Below are 23,922 nucleotides of genomic sequence, written 5' to 3'. Positions count from 1 at the left end.
GCAAAGGTAAACCAGTCATACCAGCTTGTCAAGTATTTAAGTTTTTAGATATGATGAATATCGTTGGTGGAACCACTGGGCTGGACAGCCATTGGACGAGGCTTAGAGTAATCCATCCGGAAGCACAGGTTGTGCTGACCAGCCGCAAGCTTACTGAGGTTGGCGGCGGCCCGGAAAAAACTTGCCTGTAATTTGCTGCACCTGCTTGAGGTCGTCTTTATCCGGCAGCCATTCCTTCCATGCTGTCTTGTTCATCCTGCTGAATATAACTGCCTGATAACCAGCCGAGGCCATATAGGCCAGAGAAGCTGCCAGGGCCGCACCAAAGATGCCGAGTGCGGGAATCAGGAGGAGCAAAGCCGGGATGACCACGACAAAACCTGTGAGAGAGGCATAGAGGTTATATTTTGGGCGGCCGGTTCCGGAGAAATAGTGGCTGAAGATGGCATTGGCCGAGAGGGCCAGCACGCCCGGGGCCAGACCTGCCACCACGATGCGGATGTCGCCAAACTCGCGGCTGAAGATCCACCCGAACACCCGTGAGGGCACCAGAAGCAAAACGACCAAAGCAAGGAAGGTGAGCACGAGCGACAGCTTCATCAGCCGGATGCTTAGCCGGCGGGCAAATTCGGGGTCGTTGCTGTTGCTGATGCTCGAAAACTGTACCAGTGCGATGCTGTGGCCGATGAGCCGGAATCCTTCGGTGAGTTGCACACCCGAGTTGAATACCCCGAGTGCGGCATTGCCGGTAAAATAGCGGATCACATAAAAACTGAGCCGGCGGTTGAGCATATGCACGAAGCTTGAGGTCTGCGTCAGGCTGCCAAAAGCCAGCAGTTCGCGTAGGTTTGCTTCCGGTAGGGAGGCGCTTTGCCTAAGCAGGGGCAGCACATAGGCAGGATAGGCTGCCAGCAGGGGCACGGTGTAGGAAGCGTAGAGCGAGATCACATAGGCCAGTTCGTTGCGGATGCCGAGCAGGTGCAAGGCAACAGCCATGGCAGCCAGCTGCGAGAGAAACTGCAGCAAAAACAGGAGGTTGAATGCCCCGATGCGTTCGCGCCCAAGCAGCAGATAAAGGTTTACATTGTGGAGGCTGCCCAGCAACACAAGGATCAGGATGTGCAGGGCATACCCTTCGGGCACAAGCACATGGAAAAGATCCGGCACGTAGCTCAGGCCAAAAAAAGCCAGTGCAAAAAACAAGGTGAGTGCGGCGGTGAACCCTGCCGAAAGCCGCATCAGGCTCATCACATTGCGGCGCGAGCTGTAGTAAACCACGGCGTTCGAGACCATCTCGGCCAGCATGACGAGCAGGGTTACATTCAGAAGGATGAGGCCCGACACCCCCCAGGCGGCTGCCCCCATGCCGTTGGTGGCCAGCCACAACAGCACAAAACCCGAGAGGGCATTCAGCATCCTGACGGCGCCCGTAGAAAGTATTCTCCGAAGCATCATCGCAGTTTACGTGTTTTTAATTTCCACACATGTCTCAGGCCAGCCAGGCTGAAAATGAAACGTTTGGCATCGAATACGGCTATCGTACCGGCGCGGTTAAAGGTATGAAGTCCGCGATTGAAACGCCACTGTGGCAAAGCTTCGATGCGCCCGGCTTCCGTCTCGGAATAGTCATGCGGGCTTAGGCAGTCAACCCTTTGCAGCAGCACCGCCTTGCCATAGCTTCCAGCCACATCCTGGGCAGGCCGGTAGAGCTGTCCGTTGTGCACAAAAGGCGCGCCCGCATTGCGTGCCGAACGGGGGTCGGTCTTTACGGGATTGAGCGGATGGGGACTGAATGGCCCAAAAGGGCTGTCGGCATACCAGGCAAAAAGCTGAACTCCGGGCAGATTTTTCCGGCTGAACATCAGCCACCACAAACCCCGGTGCGGGAACAAGACAGGGTCGAGGGCTTCGACACCGCTCAACAACTTCACAGGATGCTGCAGGCAATTGCGTTCAGTGTCGAATTCAAACAGCGTGATCCTGCCCGATTGGTAACATTCCGGCAGGCAGTAAAGCTTTCCTTGGTGCACAAACAAATACGGGAACGAACGGTGCATCCCGTCGGGCGCCTTTACCTCCTGCACTTCAAAATTGTCGTTCACCTTTATGCTGACCAGGCTGCCTCTGCCCGACCGGTAATCGAAATGCTCGGCAAGCACGATGGTTTCCCCATGATATTCAACTACAAAAGGATCCGCATAATACTGTGCTTTGTCGGGATGTACCAGCCATTGTACTGGTGTCGGTGCGGCCATTTGCAGCCCGGCCGGATTACCGGCAGGAATGCGGCTCAGTCCGATGCACCAGCTTTCGTGCCGCCAAAGCTGCCTGAGGTGAAACATCAGCCTGCGGAAGGGCATGCGAAGAAAAAATTGCAGCATGCGCAGGTTGGACGGGTTGCGGAACAGCTTGCCCGTTTTGGCCGGAGGCGCCGCACTGAAGCCGTTCAGGGCTATCCGCCGGCAGACCTGAGCCGGCATGAAGGCGCTTTCTTTTAAAAGGCTGTCGAGGTGTGCCTTGTAGGAATGCCCGGTCACGGGCAGCCATATTTTGGCGAGTATCAGGCCTGCATCCAGCTTGTCGGTGAGCCGCTGCAGCATCACCCCGTTGACCTCATGCTTATGGAAAACCTCCCAGAAGCCGGGCGGTCCGCCCCTGATCAGCTGTTCGTCGTCGTGATGAAACGACCACAGCCCGAAACGCGCTGCATCGAGTATGCCTCCCCTGAGAATGTTGAATCCGAAGCGAAGCAGAAAATCCGGGGCAAGCTCCCCTACCCTTTTAACCACCTCTTCGGGGATATACTCTACCGGCCCGCTGACCTGTGGTTTGCAGCCAATAACCTCAACTCCATGAAGCAAGTCCTGGATGTGGCGCTGCTTTTTGGCATCCGGCCGGAAAAAATAACGCTGCCAGAAACGATAAAGGAAATGCCGATAAGGATAGGCTGAAAGCTTCTGGAACAATCCTGCCGGCTGTGCATCATCCTGCCTGACCACCAGCAGCACAAGCTGATGGCCGTCGGCAATCAACTGTTGCACTGCATGGTATTGCCATTGCTGAAGAAAAAGACCGTTGACCAGGAGGCCAAAACGCATGCGCACAAGTTTGGTTTCTGAAGCTTAACGGCAAAAGTCGGGAAAAATGGCTTTGGTGCGCCAAAATGTACTGCTGGCCATACAGCAAAGCTGCATGTTTGTGGCCTGTAACAGTATTATGTTCATTTACAGTCGTTTGCCTGTTGTGGCTGAGGTGGACGGGATGCTAACCCAGGAGTGCAAGTTGTTTTTCGAGCACTTCGATGCGCGCCAGGGCGTCGGATTTTTTTTTGCGCTCGATCTCGATCACCTTGGCGGGGGCATTGGCCACGAAGCGTTCGTTGCTCAGTTTGGCTTCGACCGATCTGAGGAAACCGCGGGTGTATTCCAGCTCGGCCATCAGCTTCCTGCGCTCTTCTTCGGTGTTCACCGAGGCGCTCACAGGCACAAAGCACTCTGTGCTACGTACCACAAAACCCAGGGCTTCGGCGGGCGTTTCGTCCACCTTGGTCAGGCTTTCGAGGTTACCGAGTTTGGCAACCACCGCATCAAAAGCCGGGGAGTATTCCTGTGGCAAATTTTTGATCATCAGCTGCAGCTTGTCGCGCATTGCGATGTTTTTCTCTGCCCGGAACTTGCGGATGGCATTGACCAGCTCGGCAGTAAAGTCGAACTGCTTCAGTACTTCAGCGTTATATTCCTGTGCTTCAGGCAGTTGAGAGATAATGATATCCACCTCTTCCGATGAGGTTTTGAGGTGGCTCCACACCTCTTCGGTGATGAAGGGCATGAAGGGGTGCAGCAGCTGCATCAGCCTGCGGAAGAATCCGGAGGTCAGCTCAAGTGTTTGTTTGTCAATTGGTTTGCCATATTCAGGCTTGACCATCTCGAGGTACCAGGAGCAGAAGTCGTCCCAGATGAGTTTGTAGATGGACATGAGGGCATCGGAGAGCCTGAATTTGTCGAAGTCGTCGGTAGTTTGGCGGAGCACTTGCTGGAAACGCGCTTCGAACCAGCGGGCGGCGGCCTGAGCTGCGGGCGAAGGTGAGGCTTCCGGATCGACGGACCAGCCTTTAACCAGTCTGAGGGCATTCCAGATCTTATTGCTGAAGTTGCGGCCTTGTTCGCACAGTGCTTCATCGAAAGGCAGGTCGTTGCCGGCCGGGGCAGTAAGCAGCATGCCCATGCGCACGCCATCGGCGCCGTATTTGGCAATCAGGTCGAGGGGGTCGGGCGAGTTGCCGAGGGTTTTCGACATCTTGCGGCCATGCTTGTCGCGCACGATGCCGGTAAAATATACGTTGCGGAACGGGATATCGCCGGCATATTCCAGCCCGGCCATGATCATGCGGGCCACCCAGAAAAAGATGATATCGGGTGCAGTAACCAGGTCGTTGGTGGGGTAATAGTACCGCATGTCAGGATTTCCGGGATGGCGGATGCCGTCGAAGACCGAGATGGGCCAGAGCCAGGAGGAGAACCAGGTGTCCACCACATCTTCGTCCTGTTTCAGGTCGTTGGCAGTGAAGCCGGCCCCGGGCCAGCGTTTATGGGCTTCTTCGAGTGCTTCAGCGGCATTTCTGGCCACCACCATCTCGCCATTGGGCAGGTAATAAACCGGGATGCGCTGTCCCCACCAGAGCTGGCGCGAGATGCACCAGTCCTTGACGTTTTCCATCCAGTGGCGGTAGATGTTCTTGAATTTGGCCGGATGAAACTGGATGGTATCATTTTCGACCACTTCGAGCGCCTTTTGCGCAAAGGCCTGCATGCGAAGGAACCACTGCAGGGAGATGCGCGGTTCGATGACGGCATCGGTGCGTTCGGAAAATCCGACCTTGTTCACGTAATCTTCCACTTTGGCCAGAAGGCCGGCCTGCTCAAGCAAAGGCACGATGGCCTTGCGCGCTTCGAACCTGTCTATACCAACCAGAAGACCGGCGGCCTGGCTGAGGGTACCGTTGTCGTTGAAGATATCGATAGAAGGCAGGTTATGTTTCAGGCCAAGGTGGTAGTCGTTGATGTCGTGGGCGGGGGTGATCTTCAGGGCGCCAGTACCAAATTCGCGGTCCACATATTCATCGAGGATGATGGGTACCGGCCGGTTGACGAGGGGGACGAGGACTTTTTTTCCATGAAAACGATCAAAGCGCTCATCTTCAGGATGCACGCACACAGCGGTATCGCCCAGGATGGTCTCGGGGCGGGTGGTGGCGATGGTGATGTAGTCGTCTTCGCCTTCCACCTTATATTTCACGTAGTAGAGCTTCGACTGGACTTCTTTATAGAACACCTCCTCGTCCGAGACGGCGGTCAGCGCCTGGGGGTCCCAGTTGACCATGCGTACTCCCCGGTATATCAGGCCTTTGTTGTAAAGATCAATGAAAACATCAATCACCGATTCATATAGGCTTTCGTCCATGGTGAAGGCCGTCCGGTTCCAGTCGCACGAAGCACCGAGTTTTTTGAGTTGTTCGAGGATGATGCCTCCGTGTTTGTGGGTCCATTCCCAGGCATGTTCGAGAAACTGCTCGCGGGTGATCTGCGACTTGTCGATGCCCTCGTTTTTGAGCTTGTTGACCACTTTAGCCTCGGTGGCGATGCTGGCGTGGTCGGTTCCCGGAACCCAGCAGGCATTGAAGCCACGCATGCGCGCACGCCTGACGAGCACATCCTGAATGGTATTGTTGAGCATGTGCCCCATGTGAAGCACCCCGGTAACGTTTGGCGGGGGAATGACTATGGTATAAGGCGGACGGTGGTCGGGTTCGGAATGAAAATATCCACGCGACATCCAGTGGGCATACCAACGCTCTTCGAGCTCGGCGGGGTTGTATTTGCTGCTGAGTTCCATGCAACAGGTGATTGTGTTTCAGGGGCGCAAAAGTAGTAATTTATTGGGAATCGGGGGCGGGAGCGGGAGTGGGTTGCGGGAAGCGGGTTGCGGGAAGCGAGTTACGGGTTACGGGAGGTTGACGGTGGTTGTCGTTGTTGTCGTGGTTGTTGGTGTTGTCGGTGGTTGTAGTGGTTTTATCCCTGAAAATCAGCCTGATCAGTGTCACCGTGTCCCGGCCTTAGACGGGATCAGCGTTCCATTAGTAGAGGATAGAACACAGATAACGCAGATTGAGCAGATGGTCAAAGATTAGAAACAGCGAAAATCAGCCTGATCAGTGTCACCGTGTCCCGGCCTTAGACGGGATCTGCGTTCCATTGTTGATAGCAAACTGGTGACGCAGATTGAGCAGATGGTCACAGATACGAAACAGCGAAAATCAGCCAGATCAGTGTTATCTGCGTTCCATTAATGATAGAACACTGATGACGCAGATTGAGCAGATGGTCACAGATAATAAACAGCGTAAATCAGCCAGATCAGTGTCACCTGTGTTCCATTGTTGAGCACAGTACAAAGGTTTCGGCAGAGGTCAACGTGCTGTTCGATGAACTTTCAGACGAACTTGTCATGGAGAGCACCACAATCGGGCAGGCAGACGCTGTTAAATTATTAACACTTAAAAAATTTGATTTTCAGCATTTTATTTCGTATATTTATTCCGTTAAGTAATTGAACCATCAAAACTTACGGACATGAGCAAACAGATTGCACTTTCGGTCAAATGCATTCATTGCGATGCCTCGCTCATGGACGACAGGGTGCAGTTTGCGGGTCATCCATCGGTGAAGGTGAACATCGAAACCGAACACGACCGCGGGGTATTGTGGATGAGCAGCATCTACGGCGATTACGACAAGAAGATGAGCATCAATGTGGATGAGGGCGAGGTAGTCGGCATGTTTTGCCCTTCCTGCAACAAGGAATTGTCCACTGTGGAGGTATGCCGTTTTTGTGAGGCCCCCATGGTTGAATTTGTCATCCGCGCCGGAGGCGTGGTGCTGATTTGTTCGCGGAACGGATGCACCAATCACCACATCGAGTTTCGGGACGTAAGCACCGAGATGTCGAAGTTCTACTATGAGTATGGTTTTTAATTGTTTGGCGCAGGCATGGCAGTCATTTTTGTGATCTCCGACGGCACAGGACGCACTGCCAGCCAGGCGCTCAGTGCAGCATTGACACAGTTTCCGGCTCAGCAGGTGCACATAGAGGTGCATAAGGAGATTCGGTCCAGGCAACGGATTCGGGATCTTGTGAAGGAAGCAGCCGCCAAAGAGGCGTTCATCGTTCACACGCTGGTATCGAATCAGTTACGGGAGTATATGATCACCTGCAGCCGGGACTTTAACGTGGAGACCATCGACCTGATGGGGCCGTTGCTTGCACGCCTGTCGGATGTGCTGTTCAGCAGTCCGGCCGAAAAACCCGGCCTGTTCAGCGAGCTCAACAAAGAATACTTCAAACGCATTGATGCCATGCAGTTTGCCTTTCAGCACGACGACGGCCAGCGGCCGGAAGGCCTGCACAAGGCCGAGATTGTGCTGGTGGGCGTGTCGCGCACGTTCAAGACGCCTTTGAGTATCTATCTGGCTTTCAAGGGCTGGCTGGTGGCCAACGTGCCCATCGTACTGGGGATTGATCCTCCGGAGGAGCTTTTTCAAATATCCCCTTCCAGGGTTATCGGCCTGACCAACAACCCGCACAACCTGGCCAGGCTCCGCCATTCGCGCCAGGAGCGCTTCGGCATGGGCATGATGGATTATTCCACCCCGGTGTTCGTGGAGCGCGAACTCAACTATGCCGAACATATCTTCAGGCAGAACCCGGGCTGGCGGGTTGTGCGCGTGACCAACAAACCCATTGAAGAAATAGCCAGCGAAATCCTGGCTTTGGTAAATGGTCAGGAAACGGACAGCGACCTTTGAGCCGTTTTGGTTTTTAGCCCCAACCAAAAAATAGTAAAATACGTTTAGGCCTTCCGGCAAACCTGGTAAAGACAAATCTCAGCCTTCATCTGATTGACTTTCGGGCAGGTGTTGGCCCCAGAATCCTTCCCCTTTTTCCACCCAAATTTCGCCGAGCACCCTCACCTGGCAGGCTAGGCGCAGGCCGTTTTCGATGCGATGTGGCGGCACGGACAGCCGGATGCGTTCGGTTTGGTTCATCTCGCTTGCTTCGCCCCTGATCACGACCGCACAGGTGCCGCAGGTTCCCAGCCCGAAGCAGTTGAGGTATTTCGAGCCCCCGTTGTGCGGGTAAAGCCCGTGTTCGATGAGCACCTGGCGCAGGTTGGCGCCCTCAGGGCAGGTAATGGTTCGTCCTTTGTAGTGTATGCGTGGCATAATCGTAAAGTCATCAAACAACATCTTATCAAATACTTTGTTTGATGTGTTGCCAGATTTTCCGGAAATTGCCAGCCGGAGCCAACCTTTTGCATGCTTCATAAAAAATTCATCACATCGAAAGCCTACGCAACAGACCATTGCCTACATTTGCCCTGATTTCAAATCACATAACACCATGATGTTCTCCGCTTTGCTGAAAGGCAAATCCTTGTTGCCTTTCATATGGATGTTGCTGGCGCTGGCCATGCAACTGTCGGCCCAACCCCCGGCAGGTTATTACGACAGTGCCACAGGTACCGGCGTCACGCTCAAGACCCAGTTGTATCATATCATCAAAAACCACAGCGTGCGCTCCTACGACCAGTTGTGGACTGATTTTCAGAGCACTGACGCCAAGTCGAACGGCAAGGTGTGGGATATTTACAGCGACATCCCCTCAGGCACTCCGGCTTACGAGTATAACTTTCTGACCAACCGATGCGGCAACTACAACAGCGAAGGCGACTGCTACAACCGGGAACACAGCTTTCCGGCCAGCTGGTTTAACGATGCCAGCCCCATGTATTCCGACCTTTTTCACGTGTACCCCACAGATGGATATGTGAACAACAGGCGAAGCAATTATCCTTACGGGCAGGTGGGGACGGCCACCTGGACATCCACCAACAGCAGCAAACTGGGGCTTTCGAACTATCCTGGTTACAGTGGCGTAGTCTTTGAACCCCGCAACGATTTCAAAGGCGACCTGGCCAGAACTTACTTTTATATGGTGACACGTTATGAAAATGTAGTGACCAACTGGAACAGTCCGATGCTTAACAAAACGACCTATCCCTCTTTTTCCAACTGGGCGCTGTCGCTCCTGCTCCAATGGCATCAGCAGGACCCTGTAAGCCAGAAAGAAATTGATCGCAACAATGCCATCTATGCGCTTCAGGGCAACCGCAATCCCTTTATCGATAATCCGAATTATGCGCTCATGATCTGGGGCAGCGGCGCGAGTCTGGCCGATGAACCCCAGGCACATGCCACTGATTTTTCTGGCTCAACCATCAGCCTGCAGTGGACAGAATCTGCAGGCACCTACCTGCCCGACGGCTACCTCATCCGCATGAGCAGCACAGGTTTTGACCAGATTGCTGCCCCAACCGACGGTGTGCCGGTGACTAACGATTTCAGCAATAAGAACGTGAGTTATGGGGTGGGCCAGGCAGTTTTTGGTGGCTTGACATCCGGCCAGACCTATTATTTCAAAATTTTTCCTTACGCAGGCTCGGGCAGCCAGATTGATTACAAGACTGATGGCGCCGTTAGGCAGGTAAGCATTGTTGCACAGTAATTCCGCGAACATCTGATGAGAAAGCATATTATTTTCCTTATTGCCATTGGCTTGTACCATTCGTTGCTGAGCCAGACCACGGTGTTTGAAGATAATTTTTCGACCCACACATCCGATAGCTGGACCACCTCCGGAGCCATTGGCTCAAGTGCCTGGAGTGTGAACAGGTCGGGTGCAGACTTGGGATCCAGGCGCCAGGTGAGCGGGCAAATCTTAGAGCTCACCAACGACGCAAGCGCAACAGCCAACGCCAACGGCTGGGTGTTTGCCTACGTGAATACCGCGAATTTTACAAGCCCATACAACACCACATTTGCAAGCAATAGCGGAATAATCACCTGGTGGTTCAACATGCGTCAAATCCGCACTGATCCCTCGGGTTTTTCAACCGGAAATTACGGTGTAGCACTTGTGCTTGGCTCAACGGCTGACAATCCGTCCACCAGCGGAAGCGGGTATGCCGTGGTGCTTGGACAAAGCGGGAGTACCGACCCTGTGAGGCTGGCCTCATTCGACAACGGTCTTGCCGGCACACTCACCAACCTGATTACTTCAAACACCACAGGCCTCACTGATTTCGGCAACGATTACCTCAGCATCAAGGTAACCTACAATCCTGCCAACCACCAGTGGGAGCTTTTTGTGCGAAACGACGGAAGCTCGGCATTTGCCGATCCGCAAACCGGCACGCTGACCAGCCAGGGAACGGTAACGAACAGCGCCTATACTTCCACCAGCATGGCATATTTTGGCGCTTTCTGGAATGCCGCAACTTCCGCCTCGCAAACAGCCTTTTTTGACAATGTCGCCGTTCAGCTTAGCGGAGGCGCTTCGCCTGTTATCGCTGTTTCGCCAACCAGCCTGAGCAATTTTAATTATACCGTGGGCGGCGGACCTTCGGCAGCCCAGAGCTTCACTGTGAGCGGAAACAACCTGACAGGAAATATCAGCCTGTCTGCACCTGTGCATTATGAGATCTCACTCAGCGAAAGCAATAGTTATTCAAAATCTCTGGTGCTTACACCCGTGAGCGGCACCGTTGCGTCCACTACCGTGTACGTGAGGTTGGAGTCAGGACTGGAAGCCGGGAGCTACAACAACGAGCAGGTGGTGGCAAGTTCGCCGGGTGCGGCTAATGCGAGCATCACCCTGAACGGGGCGGTCAATCAGGTGGTGAACGAACCCAGCGAACACCCTGCCACGTTTGTGGCCACCACCAATACCACCACAAGCGTGACACTTGCCTGGAGTGATGCCAACCCTCCCGCTGATGCCTATCTGATCAAAGGAAGCGCCAGTTCGTTTGCCGACATCACCAATCCCACCGACGGAATACCTGAAGCCAATGCCAGCCTGAGGCACAATGTGAGTGCAGGCATTCAAAGCCATCAGTTTACAGGTCTCACACCGGGAACCACCCACTATTTCAAGCTCTTTCCATACAACGGCAGCGGCGCCTCCATCAATTATAAAACCGACGGAAGTATCCCGCAAACCACCTCATCCACCCTGAGTCCGGCGCAAACCACCTACACCTGGTCGGGTCCCACCAACGGCAGCTGGAACACGGCATCGCACTGGACCCCGGCCCGAAACTCGGCCCAGGCCTCCGATATCCTGCAATTCAACGACGGGGGCACCTATACCATTACCGGGCTGAGCAACCAGACCGTAGCCAAAATCACCGTGAGCAACAATACCAAAATCACCCTTCAGGCCGCATCGGCTAATCAGACACTAACCATTGCCGGTGACACCGGCGCCGACCTGGCGCTCGACAGTGGCACAGAACTAAACATATCGGGAAGTAACGCCTTGACAATCAATCTACTCACCGGAACCACTGCCAGCATTCAGGGAAAGATGACTTTTGCCGGAGGCGGACACCGGTTTACAGGGGCCGATGCAGGAAGCATCACCTTTGAAAATGGATCGCAATTTACGGCAGGCACAGGGTTTACGGGCAGTGCTTTTGGCACCACCAATCTGAATTCTGTGGTCTTTGCCAGCGGTTCGGTATATGAACAGCTGGCAGGGAGCAACCCTTTCGGCGCCGCCGCCCCCAACGCTGTGGTCGTTTTTCAGACGGGCAGCCTGTACCGGCTGAAGGTCAATCAGGCGCCTGCTTTTTCGAACCGGACCTATGCCGATTTTGAATTCGACCACAACGGTTCAGTATCACCTTCCGGAGGAAATCCGGTAAGCATCAATAACCTGACCATCAAACAAGGCACCTTCAATTTCAATATGACGGGCAATCCGGGACATTCCATCAAAGGCAACATCCAGATTCTGCCTACTGCCACACTCAGTTTCGCACCTACCAGTGCAGGCATAGTCAACCTCAATGGCACGCAGCAGCAAACCATTACGGGCGGAGGCACGCTCAATTCAGGCACGAACTCAAGCATCAACATGACCAACCTTGCCGGTGTAGTGCTGGACAATGATGCCACCCTGGCTGGCAATCTTCAGGTTCAGGCCGGAGCAACATTCACCCTGAATCCCGGCAAACGACTCACCGTCACCGGCACCCTCACCAACAACGGCACCCTCACCCTGAAATCCAACGCCAGCGGTACCGCCTCGCTCATCCATAATACGAATAACGTACCCGCCACCATCGAGCGCTATATCACCGGCAACACGGTGCTCACAGGCACCTACGACTACCACCTGGTGTCGGTGCCCCTCAATGCGGGTGTCACCGCCGCCCAGTTCCTCGGCTCCTACCTCTACGAGTTCAACACCAGCACCCAAAGCTGGGCCGGTCTGGGCAGCTCGACCAGCGCACCCCTGCCCAACGACAGAGGATATATGATCTTCTACCCCAACACCAGCACCACTTATACTTTCACCGGGCAGCTCAACAACGGCAGCTTCACCGCCGCCACGCCCCTCACCGCGGCCGACCAGTTTGCCTTAGTGCCCAACCCCTACCCCTCGGCCATCGACTGGGATACCCCCAGCGGATGGACCAAAACCAACCTGCAAAATGCCATCTGGATCTGGAATCCTGTGCTCGACCAGTATGCCAGCTACATAGGCGGGGTGGGCGCCAACGGAGGCACGCAATACATCCCCGTGGGACAGGCCTTCTTTGTGAAAAGCAATGCTGCCTCGCCCGTGCTGGGCATGAACAACGACGTGCGCGTGCACAACAACAGCCCGTTCTTTAAAAACTCCGGCCAGCTGCCCAACCTGCTGCGCATCCATGCCCAGGGCAACAACCGCCAGGACGAGATTGTCCTGCACCTGCGCCAGGGCAGCCTGACTACCAAAGACGAATTCGACGGCGACAAGCTCTACGGTGCACCCATCGCACCTCAGCTCTACTTCATCCTGCCCGACGGGCGTGAGCTGGCTATCAACAACATCCCCCCCGATGCCCCGCCCATCTCGCTGCCCGTGGGCTTCAAACTACAGGCCGAAGCACAGGTGAACCTCAGCTTCGAAGGCCTCGAAACCTTTGGCAACGAACTGCACTTTGTGCTCGAAGACCTGCTCACCGGCAGCCTGGTCAACCTGCGCGAAAACCCCACCTACGCCTTTGTGCACAACCCCGCCAACAATGCCCAGCGTTTTGTGCTCCACCTGACTTCCATCACCGCCACACCTGATGCCCCTGCTTTGGCACAGGCTCGCTTCTGGATGCATGGCAACGACATCTGCATTGCCCTGCCCGATGTGCAGCAGCCTGTCAACTTCGAGCTGTTCGATGCCTTAGGTCGCCACCTGGGCAGCTATCGCCGCGATGCCGCTCCGCTCATCCGCATCCCTGCCCCAAAGGCAGCTGCGGTGATCATCCGTGCCACCACAGGCAACAAGGTCTATTCGTCCAAAGTATTCACCCGCTAAACAACTTCAAGCCATGAAAAAACAGCATATCACCCTCCTGCTTACTTTGGTTCTCCTCTTTGTTGCACAGGTGGCCCTCAGCCAGGGACCGCCCGACCCGCCCGGCGACCCCGGCTCCGGCGGCCCGCCAGTGGGCGGCGGGGCACCCATTGATGGCGGCATCGGCTTCCTGCTCGGCCTGGCTGCCGCTTGGGGCGGACAGAAACTCTACCAGCTCAAGAAGCAACCGGCAAAAGCCGAAGATTCTTCGGCTAACGAATAGCACAAACCATGGGCATCGGGGCATGACGGCTGTTTCATGCAGCCTTCATGCTATTTAGCTAAAAGGAAGGTTGCAAAGCTTTCTTTAAATACATAAAAGGTATTGGACACAACCTTCCTTGAGAAAGTAAGGCACACCTGGACCTTGCGGCGCTTACCTCCTGAAAAAAAAATCAGCCTTCTGCTTTGGTAAACTGCGGTTGTTCCTGGCAAAACAACTATTTCATGCAGGTGCAGGCATGCTGCTGATTTGTTTCGACATGACTGCGCTGCCGATCCGATTCCATGCCTGAAAGCCTGTGCTTCCCCCACGGAAACAAGCTCCTAAACGTTTCGCAACAATTTGTGTATTTGTTTAAATTGTTGTTTTTCTGGATGTTGCCTAAAAATCCGCACCAGGCTCAGGCGCAAAACCGAAAATCAAAAAAATTTTTCTGCTAAACTTCTTGCTTATTTGAATCGAGGAAAATATTTTTGGGCTTTACCGTGGGTGTAGCTTTTTTTGCCAACAATTGAGACGAGCTTAATCATGGTGAATCACAGGTCAATAGCCGCTAAAAACAGCGTTTCTGCCCCTTGGCGGGTCGGAATGACGAGGCTGTCCGATATCGCCTGTGGCGCCGGCTCGTCATCATTTTCTGCGTGGCAGGAGATGACACCCCGCTGGTGCAGGCAAATGTGAAACAACAAATAACCCTCCAACCATGAAAAAAACACTACTCTTTCTGATGTTGTGGCTGTGGATAACCGCAGCTCTGAACGCCCAACCCCTGACGGGTACGAAAAACATCCCGGGGGATTATGCGACACTCGCTGCCGCAATTGCTGACCTTAACGCCAATGGCGTAGGCACCGGTGGTGTAACCCTAAACCTTCTAGCCGGCAACCCGCAAACAGCACCTGCCGGTTCTGGTACAACTGGTGGTGGTTATATCATTGGGGGAACAGGTTCAGCATTATTAACTACAACTGCTTCAGACAAACAGGTTATTATACAAGGTAATGGAAACACCATCACCGCTACTTCCAGTCTGGTGACAGGTCAGTTAAATGACGCGATTTTCAAAATCATCGGCGCTGACTGGATAACAATAACCGGATTTGTGATGGAAGAGAATTCTGCCAATACTACAACAACTGCAAGTTCTAATAATATGACAGAATGGGGTGTTGCTGTTCTTTATGTCTCCACCACAGATAATTGTCAAAATATCACCATTTCGAACAATACAATTGACTTGAACCGTACATACCAAAATACTTTTGGCATTTATGTAAATGCTACTCATTCAAATACTGCACCCACTACTAGTGCAACTGCAACAGGTACGAATGGTGGAAATCACAATCTGGTTATAAAATCTAACAATATAACTGACGTCAACCAAGGTATTGTTGTTGTAGGACCAACGGCTGCTGCCGATATGAATAATGGAGTGACCATTGGCGGCTCAACGGCTTCGGATGGGAATACTATAACAAACTTTGGTACAACCCGTACATTTTCAGGCTATGCAAATGTTTCCGGTACTGTCAATGGCATATTGATGAGAAATTCAATAAATTATTCTGTTTCTCGCAACACAGTTGAAAGCTCTGCTGGTGGTGTAACATCCGGAATATTGAACGGAATTCACCAACCACAATTCAGTAATGTCCCTACGGGTACTTTTACAAATTCCATTAACAACAACGGCATTTCTCTCAGGTCGGGTGTAGCTTCTGGCGCAGTAAATGGAATTAACTGTCCAATTGGTTCTGCATCAACAACCTCGACTATGAATATCAATAACAATAATTTCTACAATTTTAGCCATACTGTAACAGCTTCAGGTACGATAACTTTCATAACTAATGCAAGCACACATCAACATTGCAGTATCTCTAATAATACCTTTACTAATATTACCGTAAATACAACAGGGAGTGTTAACTTTATTTCCAACAACTACAACGCAGCCGCAAGTGGCACCAAAAACGTAAACAACAACTCCATTGTAACTGCTTTTAATAAAACCGGAGCAGGAGGTACGGTTACATTGTTCAATGACAATGGCGGTGATCCGTCGGGTGCAGTAAACAATACAAATAATAATGATTTCTCTAATATAACTGTAACAGGTTCCACTACAATTGCCGGAATCAGCAACACAAATGGTGGCTTCCCGACTAAAAGTGTCAGTAACAATGTTCTAAGTAACTGGACAGGGGGAACATCTGCCATAACTGCTATTAATATAAATTATGATGGTGGTACGACTACTGTCTCAAACAACCAGGTAAGTAATATTACGGGAGGCGGTACGATCACAGGTATTTCCTTTGGTACATCAGGAACAGGAACTACAAACGTATCGGGTAATACTGTTTATGGATTGACAGGTTCAGGTACAGGAGCTGTTACAGGTTTGGCAGTAGGTGCATCAGGAACATCTCCAGCTACAAGAAACATTTTCAAAAACAAAATCTATGACTTACAGAATACAAACGCAGGGGGGTCGGTTTTTGGAATCACAGTTTCTTCCGGTTTCCAGATTAATGTGTACAACAACCTGATAGGAAATTTAACTGCACCCAGTGCGAGTGGAACGGATGTAATACGCGGTATCAATATTACATCAACTACTGCAAACTCAACAATAAATGCTTCCTACAACACCGTTTACCTCAATGCCACTTCAACAGGTACAAACTTCGGTACCACAGGTATTTTCCATACAGCCAGTACAACTGCCACAACCGCAGCATTGAACCTGCGAAACAATATCATTGTGAACCTCTCCACACCGAATGGCACAGGTAGGACGGTAGCGTACAGAAGAAGTGCGGGTACAGCTAATATGTTGAACAATTATGCAAGCGCATCGAACAACAACCTGTTTTATGCAGGCACTCCAAGTACAACAAATCTTATTTACTCTGATGGTACAAGCACTGCCCAAACAATAAGTGCATACAAATCAGGGGTATTTACTGCTGGAACCATAGCTCTCCGCGATGCGGCTTCAGTAACCGAAAACCCAACATTCCAAAGCACATCGGGCAGCTCATCCGACTTTTTGAAAATTGACCTGACCACACCCACTCAGATTGAAAGCGGTGGTACACCGATTTCAGGTATTACGGATGACTACTACGGCACCACCCGTAATGCCACTACACCCGATATTGGCGCTTTTGAAGGAGCTATGACACTCTTGGATTTGTTAGCTCCTTCGATTTCTTACACCACACTGGGCAATGGCATCGTGGCCACCTCCAAAGTGCTGACCGGCTTTGCCACCATCACCGATGCCAGTGGTGTGGAGACTTCCGCTGGCCTAAGACCCCGGCTCTATTACAAAGAAAAGCACCGATGCCAATGACTATGTGGGCAACACCTCATCCGACAACGGCTGGAAGTTTGTAGAAGCCTCCAATACCTCTTCCCCCTTTAACTTCACTATCGATTATACCATTCTGAACGGCGGTTCGGTCTCTGTGGGTGACATAATTCAATACTTTGTGGTGGCACAGGATATGGCGCCTACGCCCAATGTGGGGATTAATACCGGTACTTTTGCCACTGCCCCCTCCTCTGTAGCGCTGGTTTCCGGAAACTTCCCGATTGGGGGAACCATCAATTCGTTCAATATTGTGGCCAGCATCTCCGGTACGGTCACTGTGGGCACCGGCGGTACTTACCCGTCGCTCACCGGAGCTGGAGGATTGTTTGCCGACATAAATGCCAAAGTGGTTTCAGGAAATATCATCGCCGAAATTCTCGATAATCTGACGGAAGATGGCACAAATGCCCTGAATCAGTTTAATGAATCAGGCGGCCCCTGGACGCTGACCATACGCCCTGCCGATGCCAGCACCAAAACCATCTCCGGTTCTTATGCCGGTGGGCTTATCCGTCTCAACGGCGCCGACAGGGTAACCTTTGATGGACGATTCAGCGGCAGTGGCACCTGGCTGACTTTCCAGAATACCTCCACGAGTTCTTCGGCTGTATTTATGCTGATGAGCTTAGGCACTGGGCAGGGTGCTACCAATAACACAATAAGGAATTGTAATATCATTGCTGGAAGTAACTCAGCTACAACATACGGTATTCACATTGGTTCAAATACTCTAGGAACTGGCGGTGCAGACAATGATGATAACACTATCAGAGAAAATAACATATCTAAAGCAAGAATTGGTATTTGGGTACAAGGTAGTGCAACATCCAATCCGGGATTAATTGACAATCTTAATATTATTGGTAACTCTGTTGGCTCAAATGTTACTGCTGATCAAATAGGGTTTTATGGAATTGAATTAGGTAATGTATCTAATGCAGATGTATCTCAGAATACAGTTTTCAACATCATTGGCGCAACTAGTAATCCTGTAGGTATTCAGGTAGGATCTGGAGTAATAAATTCACTATTCAGTAGAAATAATATCAATTCAATTCAATATATTGGAAGTGGAGGATATGGTGCCAGAGGAATGGTGTTTGCCACTGCTAATTCATCAAGTAACAATACGATAGTGAACAATGTCATATACAATATTCTTGCTGACGGCGACAATTCATTAGAAACCTACCTACCAGCAGGTATATGGCTACAAAGTGGAGGTGGATATAATTTGTACTATAACTCTGTCAATATGTACGGAACGGTAACTGTTGGAATCTATACATCACTCAATGCAGCTTTGTATATTTCCAGCGGTGTTGCTAACCTGGATATTCGTAATAATATATTTGTAAATACAATAAATAAAACAAGTTACACCAATACTTCTTATTCGATTTATTCTGTGCCAACAAGCATCTCAACAATTAACTATAATGACTACTACGGTTCAGGGTCGCAATACGTATTAGGATACCTGTCCTCAAATCAAACCACCCTTTCCGCCTGGCAGACAGCTACAAGCCAGGATGCCAATTCCATTTCGACTGATCCGCTCTTTGCTTCGGCTACCAATCTGGCGCCTCAGGCCGGCTCGCCGGTGCTCTTTGCCGGAACACCCATCACCGGCATCACCACCGATATTGATGGGGTAGAGCGCAGCAGCACCAACCCCTCCATAGGCGCCTACGAACTCGAAAACGGCAACACCGGCAAGTGGATTGTGTATGGCGCAGCCGACAATGCTTCGAACTACAGCACATGGACCCACGGCTCCAACCAGGGCGATGGTTTCGGCGCATGGAGCATCACCACCGGCGGAGGAGGATCTGCAGGCGCTTTCCTGGGTGATCCCTTTGCAAATGCAGGCATCAGCGGCATGAGCAACCCCTCTTTTGCCCTCTTTGCAAACCCGGGCGGCAGCGGCGCCTTCGTCAACGCCGACCGCAGCCTCATCATTCCCCTGCCCGACGGCGCCACCCTGAGCTTCGACTACGGCACCAACTGGGATACCGACACACCTTCAGGCAACAAAGGCTTCAACCTCTACACCGGAGGCATCTCGGGCACCCAGATCATCAACATCAACCAGTCGAACTCGGCCACCATCACCATCAACAGCAACGACATGTTCACAGCCTATGGCACCAACAAAATCACCTTCAACTTCGAGCAAATTTCTGCAACCCAGCTGAGGGTGTATGCTACCGGACGTGATGGGGTACAAACCTTTGACCAGACGCTCACTGTTGCCGGGCGCGTGGATGCCATCCGCTTCTATGCCAGTGGACTCAACGATAACAATGCCAACCGCGAACCCTACTTCAACAACTTCAAGATTGTCACCACCTTGTCCACACCTGCAACCAAAACTGCCGACATCCGCGGCAAGGTGCTTATCGAAAGCCCGACCACCTATGGCAATGTGCTGATTCCTTCGGGTCACAGCCTGCAGATCAATCCCACCCAAAGCCTGACCACCAACCACCTGGTCAACAATGCCGGCAGCGCTGGTGTGCTCATCAGATCCACCTCGGCCGGCACGGGCTCGCTCCTGCACAACACCAACAATGTACCCGCCAAGATTGAGCGCTATATCACCGGCAACACGATGCTCACAGGCACCTACGACTACCACCTGGTGTCGGTGCCCCTCAATGCGGGTGTCACCGCCGCCCAGTTCCTCGGCTCCTACCTCTACGAGTTCAACACCAGCACCCAAAGCTGGGCCGGGCTGGGCAGCTCGACCAGCACACCCCTGCCCAACGACAGAGGATATATGATCTTCTACCCCAACACCAGCACCACCTATACTTTCACCGGGCAGCTCAACAACGGCAGTTTCACCGCTTCCACCCCCCTCACCGCAGCCGACCAGTTTGCCTTAGTGCCCAACCCCTACCCCTCGGCCCTCGACTGGGATGCCAGCAGCGGATGGACCAAAACCAACCTGCAAAATGCCATCTGGATCTGGAATCCTGTAATGGACCAGTATGCCAGCTACATAGGCGGGGTGGGCGCCAACGGAGGCACGCAATACATCCCCGTGGGTCAGGCCTTCTTTGTGAAAAGCAATGCTGCCTCGCCCGTGCTGGGCATGAACAACGGCGTGCGCGTGCACAACAACAGCCCGTTCTTTAAGCACTCCGGCCAGCTGCCCAACCTGCTGCGCATCCATGCCCAGGGCAACAACCGCCAGGACGAGATTGTCCTGCACCTGCGCCAGGGCAGCCTGACCACCAAAGACGAATTCGACGGCGACAAGCTCTACGGTGCACCCGTCGCACCTCAGCTCTACTTCATCCTGCCCGACGGGCGTGAGCTGGCCATCAACAACATCCCCCCCGATGCCCCGCCCATCTCGCTGCCCGTGGGCTTCAAACTGCAGGCCGAAGCACAGGTGAACCTCAGCTTCGAAGGCCTCGAAACCTTCGGCAACGAACTGCACTTTGTGCTCGAAGACCTGCTCACCGGCAGCCTGGTCAACCTGCGCGAAAACCCCACTTACGCCTTTGTGCACAACCCCGCCAACAATGCCCAGCGTTTTGTGCTCCACCTGACTTCCGTCACTGCCGCACCTGATGCCCCTGCTTTGGCACAGGCTCGCTTCTGGATGCATGGCAACGACATCTGCATTGCCCTGCCCGATGTGCAGCAGCCTGTCACCTTCGAGCTGTTCGATGCCTTAGGTCGCCACCTGGGCAGCTATCGCCGCGATGCCGCTCCGCTCATCCGCATCCCTGCCCCAAAGGCAGCTGCGGTGATCATCCGTGCCACCACAGGCAACAAGGTCTATTCGTCCAAAGTATTCACCCGCTAAACAACTTCAAGCCATGAAAAAACAGCATATCACCCTCCTGCTTACTTTGGTTCTCCTCTTTGTTGCACAGGTGGCCCTCAGCCAGGGACCGCCCGACCCGCCCGGCGACCCCGGCTCCGGCGGCCCGCCAGTGGGCGGCGGGGCACCCATCGATGGCGGCATCGGCTTCCTGCTCGGCCTGGCTGCCGCTTGGGGCGGACAGAAACTCTACCAAATAAGGAAAATCAAGAAACAAGACAAGGAACCTGCATAACAACCCTTTATTCTTTAAACAGCCCGAAAGACCCCGGCCTCCCGGCCGGGTCTTTGCTTTTTATAACACAATCAAAACCAGAATAAGGGTAACCCTTCGGCCATAAGCATAATTATAGGATGGGATTGGATTGCAAATTCTTGCGCTCACAATTTTTTGAAAATCTCGCGCATCCAAAGTAGGGCAACCCCTTTCAACCACGTAAAACGGTTAAAAAACTCATAGCAACCCTTCAACGAGTATGTCAAGATCGAGGGCTTCCCAGTGAATTCCTTCACCGTCGCCGATAAAGCGCCAGTTGTTTCTCTGTTCTTGCGTGGCATCGCGAAGTTGAGGAAACCAGTCAATCGGAATCGCCAACTCCCTGCCATCTACCAAAAGGAGGAACATCCTATCCTGTTCAAACCAAAGCTCCTGAGGGCTTTTCGATTTATTGATTGCCAAAGTACTCATACCATTTCATTTTGAATAAGTCAATATTTTGGTGGATGATCATGCGTATTTCAACGATCTCCGAGACTTTAAACCGCTTAGACCTTACCAGCATGACGGGGTCACGCAGAAATTTGGCTGTACCGTCTCCCCGCTAAACGTGAATATGCATGGGATGATGGTCATTTACGTAAAAGAAAAAACGATACCCTGCAACTTTCAGAACAGTTGGCATGATGGTTTGTCTGATTGCGCTACAAAACAAAGTTACGATGATTCTCTTTACGTTTTAAAAGTTCCGGCGCTGTCAGCATACCCTCTTTTCAACAACCTCAAAATGTTTAAAGGTTTGCAAGCAAAAAATCATATGAAATTTCGTTCCCCGATCCCGGACTGACGTTTTTGGATCATTGCAATAGAGTGGATATGCTGCAGAACTGATCATTTCATCTCGCGAGTCGGAATTTCAATTTTTCGATAAGGCATCCAATTTAAAATGTCAAGACCGGAATAAAGAAAACGTATGTACACCTTAAAAGAAAGGGTGCCCTCAGCCAGGGACCGCCTAACCCGCCCGGCGACCCCGGCTCCGGCGGCCCGCCCGTGGGTGGCGGGGCACCCATCGATGGCGGCATCGGCTTCCTGCTCGGCCTGGCTGCCGCATGGGGCGGACAGAAACTCTACCAAATAATGAAAAACAAGAGGGAAACTCCTGAAAGTCAGAATCCAACGTAATGAGGATCAATAAATAAAAACCGGTCACCCGGACCGGTTTTTTTATTTCATAGGGTGATGGGTTCCACTTGTCCGCCAAGCCGGCTTTTCTCGGCTGCAAAGGCCATGATGTGGCTCTCGATGCTTTGCGCAATGGTACTGGTGAGCAGGTTGGGGTCTTGTTTTGCAACCGCCTTCACAAAGTCGGCCACCAGCCGCCAGTCGCCCCCTCCATGGCCGGAATGTTTATATTCCTCTATTTCAATAGCTTTGCTTTCGACGCTCAGTTTTTCGCCCGTACGGAAATCATAAAAAGTGTATTGGTCCATATCGCCCTCAATGAATCCCATGCTGCCCATTACACGGGTTCGCCGGCCACCCCAGGGTGTAAAGGCATCCATGCTGAAGCTGGCCGTGATGCCTGTTTCGAACTCGATGTTGCTCACATAGTGATCGCACTGGTCGTTGTCCATGCGGTACACACAACGGCCGTAGTTGGTCGTTTTCAGGTAGTTCAGTATCGCTTCGCCGTGTTTTTCCTTTTCGTCGGGCAGGTCGAACACATACAGCCAGGTGCGGTTGCGGTAATAGATGCGCAGGGCGGAATAGGGGCAGTTGGCTTCGGCGGGACAGCCGTCGGTGCAGCGTGCCGGCGCGCCTTGCGGAGCGTTTTCTTCCCTGAACCAGCTCAGCTGCCCGAATGCCTGTACGCGTTTTGAGGATTTATCGACCAGCCAGCGCAGGATGTCGAGGTCGTGGCACGATTTGGCTAGAATGATGGGCGCCGTCTGGCGGGAATTGTGCCAATTGCCACGCACAAAGGAATGGCTCATATGCACGTGCTCGATGGGTTCCATGTGTTGTATGCTCACCAGCCTGCCGATGGCGCCCGATTGGATGAGGTTGCGCAAACGGATGAAATAGGGCGCATAACGCAACACATGGCACACGGCCACAATGCGTCCGGTTTTTTGCGCCTGCGCCAGAATATCGCGGCACTCTTTTTCGGTGGGCGCTATGGGTTTTTCGAGCAGCAGGTCATAACCCATGGCCAGCGCAGCCATTGCCGGACCATAGTGCAGGTCGTCGGGGGTGGTGATGATAATGGCATCGGCAAACTTTGACCTTTCGAACACCTCTTCCCAGGAGTTGAAACGATTGCCGGGGCTGATGTCGTGCTTTCGGGCATACCTTTCGTTGCGGATCGGGTTGGGTTCGGCCACGCCGACGATTTTCAGCTGATCGGGGAACTGAATGGCATAATTGCCGTAGGTATTCCCCCTGGCGCCAGCTCCAAGGGTAATGGCAGTCACAGGTTTATCAGGCACAAAAGGCGGGTCATCCGGCATGATCAGCGGTTCGATGCCAAATGGATTGGGCACCAGCTTCGAAGGAATCATAGCTCCGGCAGCGGCCAATCCGAGCAGGCGGATCATTTCGCGCCTCGATAATGAATTGCTCATGTCCATTAGGTTTTTGGTCAGGTCAAAGTTCAGTATTTTAAAATGGACATGCAAGAAGTATATGAGAAAATACCTTTCTGCCAGGGCGGCCGGATGGGCATTGCCACGTGA

15 protein-coding genes are annotated in these 23,922 nt (G+C 52.5%); 8 read left to right on the top strand and 7 right to left on the bottom strand.

All coding sequences use genetic code 11. The features are described 5' to 3' along the window. Positions 1-150: 150 nt before the first annotated feature. The 4 genes from IPM52_00085 to IPM52_00070 all read right to left on the bottom strand — a co-directional run bounded on the left by IPM52_00085 (position 151) and on the right by IPM52_00070 (position 6,100). Positions 151-1,455 (bottom strand): lipopolysaccharide biosynthesis protein, encoded by a 1,305-nt coding sequence (locus tag IPM52_00085; GenBank protein ID MBK9290026.1) that lies wholly within the window; start codon positions 1,453-1,455, stop codon positions 151-153. Further along, a complete protein-coding gene (locus IPM52_00080; GenBank protein ID MBK9290025.1) occupies positions 1,452-3,098 on the bottom strand; it encodes a hypothetical protein in 1,647 nt (548 codons plus the stop codon). The genes IPM52_00085 and IPM52_00080 overlap by 4 nt, the downstream gene beginning before the upstream one ends. A 166-nt stretch (positions 3,099-3,264) precedes the next feature. Next, entirely contained in the window at positions 3,265-5,892 is a 2,628-nt protein-coding gene (locus IPM52_00075; protein ID MBK9290024.1) for a valine--tRNA ligase, read from the bottom strand. A gap of 40 nt (positions 5,893-5,932) precedes the next feature. Next, entirely contained in the window at positions 5,933-6,100 is a 168-nt protein-coding gene (locus tag IPM52_00070; GenBank protein MBK9290023.1) for a hypothetical protein, read from the bottom strand. 529 nt (positions 6,101-6,629) lie between these two features. Between IPM52_00070 and IPM52_00065 the strand changes: the two genes are divergently transcribed. Both IPM52_00065 and IPM52_00060 read left to right on the top strand, forming a co-directional pair. Continuing rightward, entirely contained in the window at positions 6,630-7,031 is a 402-nt protein-coding gene (locus tag IPM52_00065; protein MBK9290022.1) for a hypothetical protein, read from the top strand. A 15-nt stretch (positions 7,032-7,046) separates the two neighbouring features. Continuing rightward, complete coding sequence (locus tag IPM52_00060) at positions 7,047-7,862, top strand: kinase/pyrophosphorylase (protein MBK9290021.1); 816 nt, start codon at positions 7,047-7,049, stop codon at positions 7,860-7,862. Between the two features lie 78 nt (positions 7,863-7,940). Here the strand turns inward: IPM52_00060 and IPM52_00055 are convergent, their stop codons facing one another. Continuing rightward, complete coding sequence (locus IPM52_00055) at positions 7,941-8,279, bottom strand: 2Fe-2S iron-sulfur cluster binding domain-containing protein (GenBank protein ID MBK9290020.1); 339 nt, start codon at positions 8,277-8,279, stop codon at positions 7,941-7,943. 181 nt (positions 8,280-8,460) lie between these two features. Here IPM52_00055 and IPM52_00050 point away from each other — a divergent pair, with 181 nt between their 5' ends. From IPM52_00050 to IPM52_00025, 6 genes are all read left to right on the top strand, one after another. Next, entirely contained in the window at positions 8,461-9,621 is a 1,161-nt protein-coding gene (locus IPM52_00050) for an endonuclease (GenBank protein ID MBK9290019.1), read from the top strand. 15 nt (positions 9,622-9,636) lie between these two features. Further along, entirely contained in the window at positions 9,637-13,479 is a 3,843-nt protein-coding gene (locus IPM52_00045) for a hypothetical protein (GenBank protein ID MBK9290018.1), read from the top strand. A 13-nt stretch (positions 13,480-13,492) separates the two neighbouring features. Then, complete coding sequence (locus IPM52_00040) at positions 13,493-13,741, top strand: hypothetical protein (GenBank protein MBK9290017.1); 249 nt, start codon at positions 13,493-13,495, stop codon at positions 13,739-13,741. A gap of 703 nt (positions 13,742-14,444) precedes the next feature. Continuing rightward, on the top strand, positions 14,445-17,105 hold the full coding sequence (locus IPM52_00035) for a hypothetical protein (GenBank protein MBK9290016.1): 2,661 nt from the start codon (positions 14,445-14,447) through the stop codon (positions 17,103-17,105). A gap of 4 nt (positions 17,106-17,109) precedes the next feature. Continuing rightward, positions 17,110-20,949 carry a hypothetical protein gene (locus tag IPM52_00030; protein ID MBK9290015.1) on the top strand — a complete coding sequence of 1,280 codons (3,840 nt, stop codon included), beginning with the start codon at positions 17,110-17,112 and terminating at the stop codon, positions 20,947-20,949. Between the two features lie 13 nt (positions 20,950-20,962). Continuing rightward, on the top strand, positions 20,963-21,202 hold the full coding sequence (locus tag IPM52_00025; GenBank protein MBK9290014.1) for a hypothetical protein: 240 nt from the start codon (positions 20,963-20,965) through the stop codon (positions 21,200-21,202). Positions 21,203-21,421: 219 nt separating this feature from the next. Here IPM52_00025 and IPM52_00020 read toward each other — a convergent pair whose 3' ends face one another. Together IPM52_00020 and IPM52_00015 are read right to left on the bottom strand one after the other, a co-directional pair. Then, positions 21,422-21,655 carry a DUF2442 domain-containing protein gene (locus IPM52_00020; GenBank protein ID MBK9290013.1) on the bottom strand — a complete coding sequence of 78 codons (234 nt, stop codon included), beginning with the start codon at positions 21,653-21,655 and terminating at the stop codon, positions 21,422-21,424. A gap of 761 nt (positions 21,656-22,416) precedes the next feature. After that, the gene (locus tag IPM52_00015; GenBank protein MBK9290012.1) at positions 22,417-23,811 is read right to left on the bottom strand and encodes a Gfo/Idh/MocA family oxidoreductase; all 1,395 of its coding nucleotides are present in this window, start codon (positions 23,809-23,811) and stop codon (positions 22,417-22,419) included. Positions 23,812-23,922: the final 111 nt, after the last annotated feature.

This window comes from Bacteroidota bacterium (assembly GCA_016715945.1).
Taxonomy (GTDB): Bacteria; Bacteroidota; Bacteroidia; order Bacteroidales; family F082; genus JALNZU01.
The sequence above is the reverse complement of the archived record's forward strand: the minus strand, read 5'-3'. Positions and strand labels throughout refer to the sequence as shown.